General features: G+C 64.7%; 5 protein-coding genes. 2 read left to right on the top strand and 3 right to left on the bottom strand.

The genetic code is table 11. The features are described 5' to 3' along the window. Positions 1-138: 138 nt before the first annotated feature. Entirely contained in the window at positions 139-1431 is a 1293-nt protein-coding gene (locus tag NCR34_RS02450) for a Glu/Leu/Phe/Val family dehydrogenase (RefSeq protein WP_248321161.1), read from the bottom strand. Positions 1432-1540: 109 nt separating this feature from the next. After that, entirely contained in the window at positions 1541-2512 is a 972-nt protein-coding gene (locus NCR34_RS02445; RefSeq protein WP_248321159.1) for a LysR substrate-binding domain-containing protein, read from the bottom strand. Between the two features lie 277 nt (positions 2513-2789). Here NCR34_RS02445 and NCR34_RS02440 point away from each other — a divergent pair, with 277 nt between their 5' ends. Beyond that, on the top strand, positions 2790-4178 hold the full coding sequence (locus NCR34_RS02440) for an MFS transporter (protein WP_248321157.1): 1389 nt from the start codon (positions 2790-2792) through the stop codon (positions 4176-4178). Positions 4179-4449: 271 nt separating this feature from the next. Here NCR34_RS02440 and NCR34_RS02435 read toward each other — a convergent pair whose 3' ends face one another. Further along, positions 4450-6327: an ABCB family ABC transporter ATP-binding protein/permease gene (locus NCR34_RS02435; RefSeq protein ID WP_248321155.1), complete on the bottom strand. Its 1878-nt coding sequence runs from the start codon at positions 6325-6327 to the stop codon at positions 4450-4452. Positions 6328-6545: 218 nt separating this feature from the next. Between NCR34_RS02435 and NCR34_RS02430 the strand changes: the two genes are divergently transcribed. Further along, positions 6546-6941, top strand: a complete 396-nt coding sequence (locus tag NCR34_RS02430; RefSeq protein WP_248321154.1) for an acyl-CoA thioesterase — start codon at positions 6546-6548, stop codon at positions 6939-6941. The last annotated feature ends 1 nt before the right edge of the window (position 6942 follow it).

Below are 6942 nucleotides of genomic sequence, written 5' to 3'. Positions count from 1 at the left end.
AGTCGTTATTTTTAGTAATTTTATATAAAAAGGGGGGGGGGCGGCGGCCCCCCCCCCCCCCAGTTTTTTGGGGGGGGGGGGCCCCCCCCCCCCCCCCCCCCCTCGCCGCGCTTACGATGAACGCGCTTTTGCATGCGATCAGGGGTACAGGCCGCGCATCTCGCGCGCCATCAAAATGCGCGTACACGCGACGATAAACGCCGCCGTGCGCACCGAAACCTGCTGCTCGCTCGCCACTTGCCACACTGCGGCGAACGCTTCGCGCATGACGCGCTCGAGGCGCTGGTTGATCTCGTCTTCGGTCCAGAAGAAGCTGGAGAAGTCCTGCACCCACTCGAAGTAGGAAACCGTCACGCCGCCCGCGTTCGCCACGACGTCCGGGATCACGAGCACGCCCTTGTCGTGCAGGATGTCGTCGGCTGCGGTCGTGGTCGGACCGTTAGCGCCTTCGACGATGATCTTCGTCTTGATCTTCGGCGCGTTCTGCTCGGTAATCTGCCCTTCGAGCGCGGCCGGGATCAGGATGTCGCTTTCGATGGTCCAGAACTCGTCCTTCGACACCGGGTCCGCGCCCGCGAAACCGCCGACGCCGCCGCTTTGCGCGACGTGCTCGGCGAGCGCCACCGTGTTGATGCCTTTCGAGTTATAGAGCGTGCCGGTGTGATCCTGCACCGCGATCACGCGCGCGCCCGCTTCTTCGAAGAGACGCGCCGCGATGCCGCCGACGTTGCCGAAGCCCTGCACCGCGATGCGCGCGCCTTCGATCTCCAGCCCGACGCGCCGCGCCGCTTCCGTGCCGACGACGAACACGCCCCGCCCCGTCGCTTCCTTGCGGCCGAGCGAGCCGCCGAGCGAGATCGGCTTGCCGGTCACGACGCCCGTTGCCGTCTGGCCCTGGTTCATGGAGTAGGTGTCCATCATCCACGCCATGATCTGCTCGTTCGTGTTCACGTCCGGCGCGGGAATGTCCGTGTTCGGCCCGATGATGATGCCGATTTCACTCGTGTAGCGGCGCGTCACGCGCTCCAGTTCGCCGCGCGAGAGCGTGCGCGGATCGACGCGGATGCCGCCCTTCGCGCCGCCGTACGGCACGTTCACCGCCGCGTTCTTCACCGACATCCACGCGGACAGCGCCATGACTTCCGAAAGCGTCACGTCCTGGTGATACCGCACGCCGCCCTTGCCGGGACCGCGCGACGTGTTGTGCTGCACGCGATAGCCTTCGAAGTGCGCGACCGTGCCGTTATCCAGCTCGATCGGGCAATCGACGATCAGGATGCGCTTCGGACGCTTGAGGGTTTCGAGCCAGCGCGAGAGAGAGCCGAGGTACGGCGCCACGCGATCGACCTGCCGCAGATAGTTCCCCCACGGGCCGAGATCGTCGGCGTGCAGATACGAGGGAATGGCATGGTCAAGCTTCGGAGAGGACATTGATGCTCCAGCGGTTTGTGGAATACGTCAATTGTCGAAAAACGGCGTTTCCAAATCCAATGCCGTTTCCTTATCCGATCATGCGTTTCTTGCATAACCTCCGAAAGCCTTACGCGGCGGGCGTTTCCATCGATGCCTTCAGCAGTTCGTCACCGACTGCGTCCCATAGCGCACGGACGAGCGCCTGACGCGGATCGTCGCCTTGCGAAGCCATCTTGTCGCGATAGAGGCGAATCTCCATCGTCAATGTGAACTGACCGGCGGGCGTTCCACGCGTTCCCCGGTCGAGCCGGATGAGCCGCCCTTCCTCGACCGCATCTTCCACTGCGCTATGCGGCAGGAACGCGACGCCGTGGCCCGCGAGCGCCATCGCCTTGAGACCTTCCGCCATATCCGTTTCATACACTTTGTCGAGGTGCAGGCGCGCGGGCGCCGTCGCGATGATCACTTCGGTCATGCGGCCGAGGTAAGCGTTGGGTGTGTACGAGAGATACGGCACGGGCGCATCGGCGCTGGCGGGCAGCGTGTAGCGCGCGCGTCCCGCCTTGTTCGGCGCGGAGAACGGGCTGATCGGTTCTAGGCCGAGCGTCAGCATGTCGTAGCGCGCGGGATCGAGCGCGACCGGATGACTCGGATGGTGATAACCCATCACGAGATCGCAGCCGCCTTCGACCAGCGAGAGCACCGCGTCGTGCACGTTGAGCGCCCGCAGCCGCGTGCGAATGCGTCCGAGCCGCGCCTCGATATGCTGCAACCAGCGCGGAAAGTAGGTGAGGGAGAGCGTGTGCGGCACCGCGAATTCGATGGTCGCCGCCGGCGCGCCGCCCTGCCCGCGCAACAGCGTGCGCGCTTCGTGGAACTGCGAGAGCATCGCGAGCGCCTGCTCGTAGAACACCTGTCCGGCTTGCGTGAGCCGCGTCGGATAGACGGAACGGTCGATCAGTTCAGTGCCAAGCCATGCTTCGAGCGCCTGGATGCGCCGCGAGAACGCAGGCTGCGTGATATGGCGAAGCTCGGCCGAGCGGCTGAAGCTGCGCGTCTCCGCGAGCGAAACGAAGTCTTCGAGCCATTTGAGTTCCATGCTGGAGTCGCGCCGTGCCGCGCCGGATGCGGGAAGCAGGCATTTTAGCGGGCGCGGCCGCGTCCGATGATTCAAGCCGAGGCCTGCCCGCACCACGCGCACGCATGCCGCACGGGCGAGGTGCGGCTTCTGTCTTGGCGCGTTCGCTCGTTCTGCGCGTGCCGAGCCGCCCGCATTGAGGCGCGCCGCATCGGCGCAAATTGGCATGATGCTTGCAAAAATCCGGGCCGCCGTGAACACCACGCCATAAGCGCGACAGCGCCCACCCGGAACCCTCATGTCCAATCTCATTGCATCGCTCAAGAGCGGCAACTGGCGCTCGCTTCTCGCCTGCTTCCTCTACTTCGATACGGGCTTCACCGTCTGGGTGTTGTACGGGCCGCTCGCGCCGTTCATCGGGCGCGACATCGCGATGTCGGCGGCGCAACAGGGCTTTCTCGTCGCGGTGCCGGTGCTGGCCGCCGCGATCCTGCGCGTGACGCTCGGCAATCTGTATCAATCGACCGATGGCCGCCGCGTCGCGCTCATGGGCGTGCTGCTCTCGTCGATCCCGTCGGTCGTGCTGCCGCTCGTTCCCGGCGTGCCGTCGTATGCGCTCTTGCTCGTGCTCGGCGTGTTTCTCGGCATGGGCGGCGCGAGCTTCGCCGTCGCGTTGCCGATGGCCGGCAGCAACTATCCGCCGAAGGTGCAGGGGCTCGTCTTGGGCCTCGCCGCCGCCGGCAACATCGGCGCGGTGCTCGACGGCTTCCTGTTCCCGCATCTGGCCGATGCCTTCGGCTGGAAGCTATCGACCGCCGCCGCGCTGCCGCTGCTCGCGATCACGGCTGCCGCGCTGTTCGCATGGGCGTCGGATGCGGGCGAAAAAACCGGCAGCACGATGCGCGCGCTCGCCAGCTTCGCCGTGACGCTCGTGAGTCTCGTCGTGCTCGTGCTCGTGGTACACGGCGGCGTGTTCGGCGCGGGACGCACGGGCGTCCTGCTGCTGCCGGTGCTCGGCGCGCTCATCGCCATTGCGGTGCTGCCGCGCCGCTATCGTTCGGTGCTGGGCGAACGCGATACGTGGGTCATCATGCTCATCTACAGCATCACGTTCGGCGGGTTCGTCGGCATGTCCTCGTATGTGACGCTGCTGCTGACTTCGCTCTATCAGATGCCGAAGCTCGAAGCCGGGCTCTTCATGTCGCTGCTCGCGTTTCTCGGCGCGATCGTGCGGCCGTTCGGCGGCTATGTCGCGGATCGCGTGACCGGCGTGCGCGCGTTGCTCGTGCTGCTCGCGGTCATCGCCGCCGCCGATTTCGCGTTCGCCATCTGGATGCCGCCGGTCGCGGGCGGCCTCGGCTTGCTCGTGTGCCTGTATCTCGCGTTCGGGCTCGGCAACGGCTCGACGTTCCAGCTCGTGCCGCATCGCTGGAAGGGAAAGACCGGGCTGCTGTCCGGCATCGTCGGCGCGGCGGGCGGCATCGGCGGCTTCTATCTGCCGGTCATCATGGGCATCGCGAAGGAAAGCACCGGCAGCTATCAGATGGGATTCGCGACGTTCGGCGTGCTCGCGACGGGCGCGTTCGGCGCGCTATTCCTGCTGCGTTCGCAATGGCTGCGGTGGTCGGCAACATCAGCGCAAGGACACGACGCCGTCGCGATCAACGGCGCGCACGCGATGGAATGATGCGGCAATTCATGGGCCGGCGATCGCTCTCGATTGCCGGCCAGCGCGCGAAGGCGAAGACCCACAGCATGATGAAGTTCACGATGGGCAGCAGTTCGGTGGCTAGCCACCAGCCGGAATACGCATTTACCGATAGATAATCAGCACGCAGAAGACGATAACGATAAATCAGTGCGATGCCTTTTCCACAGTACGACTAAACAATCCCGCGAGAACATATACCAGCTTCGGCTAGCCGCGGCCGTGCGACCGCGACTTTCAGATTTTTCCTTCAAACCTTCGCTGCATCGTCCTGTTCGACCACAGGCTCGACCGTCCGCTGCTGCTGCAACGCCCACATCTGCGCAAAGAGTCCGCCCGCCCGGAGCAACTCCGCATGCGTGCCGCGCTCGACCACGCGCCCATGATCCATCACGATGATCTGCTCGGCATGCACGACCGTCGAGAGCCGGTGCGCGATGATGAGCGTCGTCCGCTCGCGGGCGATGGAATCGAGTTCGCGCTGAATGGCGCGCTCGGACTTCGAATCCAGCGCGGATGTCGCTTCGTCGAAGATAAGGATCGGCGGGTTCTTCAACAGCGTGCGCGCAATCGCCACGCGCTGCTTCTCGCCGCCCGACAGCTTCAAACCGCGCTCGCCGACGGTCGTGTCGTAACCCGCCGGCAACGCTTCGATGAAGTCGTGAATATGCGCTGCGCGCGCCGCCGCCATCACTTCCTCGCGGCTCGCGGAAGGCCGTCCGTACGCGATGTTGTAGTAGATCGAATCGTTGAAGAGCACGGTGTCCTGCGGCACGATGCCGATGGACGCGCGCAGCGAATCCTGCGTCACATCGCGAATGTCCTGCCCGTCGATGACGATGCGCCCGCCCGTCGTGCGGTCCAGATCGTAGAAGCGAAAAAGCAGCCGCCCGAGCGTGGATTTCCCCGAGCCGCTATGGCCGACGACCGCGGTCGTCGTGCCCGCCGCGATGGTGAAATCGACGTTATGCAGAATCTGCCGAGCGGGTTCATACGCGAAGCTCACGTTCTCGAAACGCACCTCGCCGCCTGTCACGTCGAGCGGCGGCGCGTTCGGCGCATCCGGCACTTCGCGGCCCGCGCCGAGCAGCGTGAACATGCGGTCCATGTCGGTCAGCGCCTGCTTCAACTCGCGATACACCACGCCGAGAAAATTCAGCGGAATATAGAGCTGCAGCATGAACGTGTTGATGAGCACGAGATCGCCGAGCGTGAGCCGCCCCGCCATCACGCCCTGCGTCGCACGCCAGAGAATGAACACGAGCCCGAGGCCGATAATCGTCTGCTGCCCGAAGTTCAGCATCGAAAGCGACCGCTGCGATTTGATCGCCGCCGCGCGGTAACGCTGCAGATTTTCGTCGTAGCGGCGCGTTTCCCATTCTTCGTTGCCGAAGTACTTCACCGTCTCGTAGTTGAGCAGGGAATCGATGGCGCGCGAATTGGCCTTCGAATCTAGCTCGTTCATCGTGCGTCGATAGTGCGTGCGCCACTCCGTCACTTTCACCGTAAACGCGATATACGTGCAGAGCGCGATGAACGTGACGATCGCGTAATAGGCCTCGTACTTCGTCACGAAAAACGCGAGCACGAGCCCGACCTCGACGAGCGTCGGCAAGATGCTGTACAGCGAATACGAGACGAGTTGCTGAATGCCACGCGTGCCGCGCTCGATGTCGCGCGACATGCCGCCCGTCTGCCGCTCCAGATGAAACCGCAGCGACAGCGAATGCAGATGGCGGAACACCTTCAGCGCGAGTTGCCGCACGGCGCTTTCGGTCACTTTGGCGAAGAGCAGTTCGCGCAGTTCGGTGAAGAGCGAAGTCGACAGCCGCACGCCCGCATAGGCGATCACGAGCAGCCCGATGCCGCCGATCAGCACGATGCCCGGCGCATCATGCGCGCGGCCGAGCGCGGTGAGATGCTGCATCGAGGCGAGGCTATCGACGATGCGCTTCATCACGATCGGCACGCCGAGATTGGCGACCTTCGCGCCGATCAGGCACGTCAGCGCGAACGCGACGCGCCATTTGTAAGTGGTGAGATAAGGCAGCAGCGAGCGGATCGTCTGCCAGTCGTTGCGCGGACCTTGTGCGACCGGACCGGGCTCGGTGTTGGAATAGCGGCGCATGTGTTCGAGTGGAGAAGGCGCGTCGCGCGCGGCGCGGGGACGCCTTTTGCTTGTCTTCAAGCGGGCGCACGCGGGCGCGTGCTTCCCGTACAATTTGCCGAAGGCCGGCCGCCGAAGGCGGGGCCTATCCTTATAACTCATGCATTGTCGCAGAAGGATCACGGCCACGCTCGCGGCCACCTTCTGCACGGAACGACGACGTCAACCGGGACCCTCTCATGCCGCAAGATTCCAAGCTACCTCAGAAACCCGTCGCGCTGCGCGTGGTGCCGCAACCTGCCGACGCGAACGTGCACGGCGACGTCTTCGGCGGCTGGATCATGGCGCAAGTCGACATCGCGGGCTCCATCCCGGCGAGCCGCCGCGCGAACGGCCGCGTCGCGACCATCGCGGTCAATTCGTTTCTCTTCAAGCAGCCGGTATTCGTCGGCGATCTGTTGAGCTTCTACGCGGATATCGTGAAGACCGGCAATACGTCGATCACCGTTTCCGTCGAAGTCTTCGCGCAGCGCATGAGTCTCGCGGAGGAGGTCGTCAAGGTGACGGAAGCGACGCTCACCTACGTCGCCACCGACCACGACCGCCGCCCGCGCGCCCTGCCTCCGCTCGACTGAG

This window comes from Caballeronia sp. GAWG1-5s-s (assembly GCF_023631445.1).
Lineage (GTDB): Bacteria > Pseudomonadota > Gammaproteobacteria > Burkholderiales > Burkholderiaceae > Caballeronia.
The sequence above is the reverse complement of the archived record's forward strand: the minus strand, read 5'-3'. Positions and strand labels throughout refer to the sequence as shown.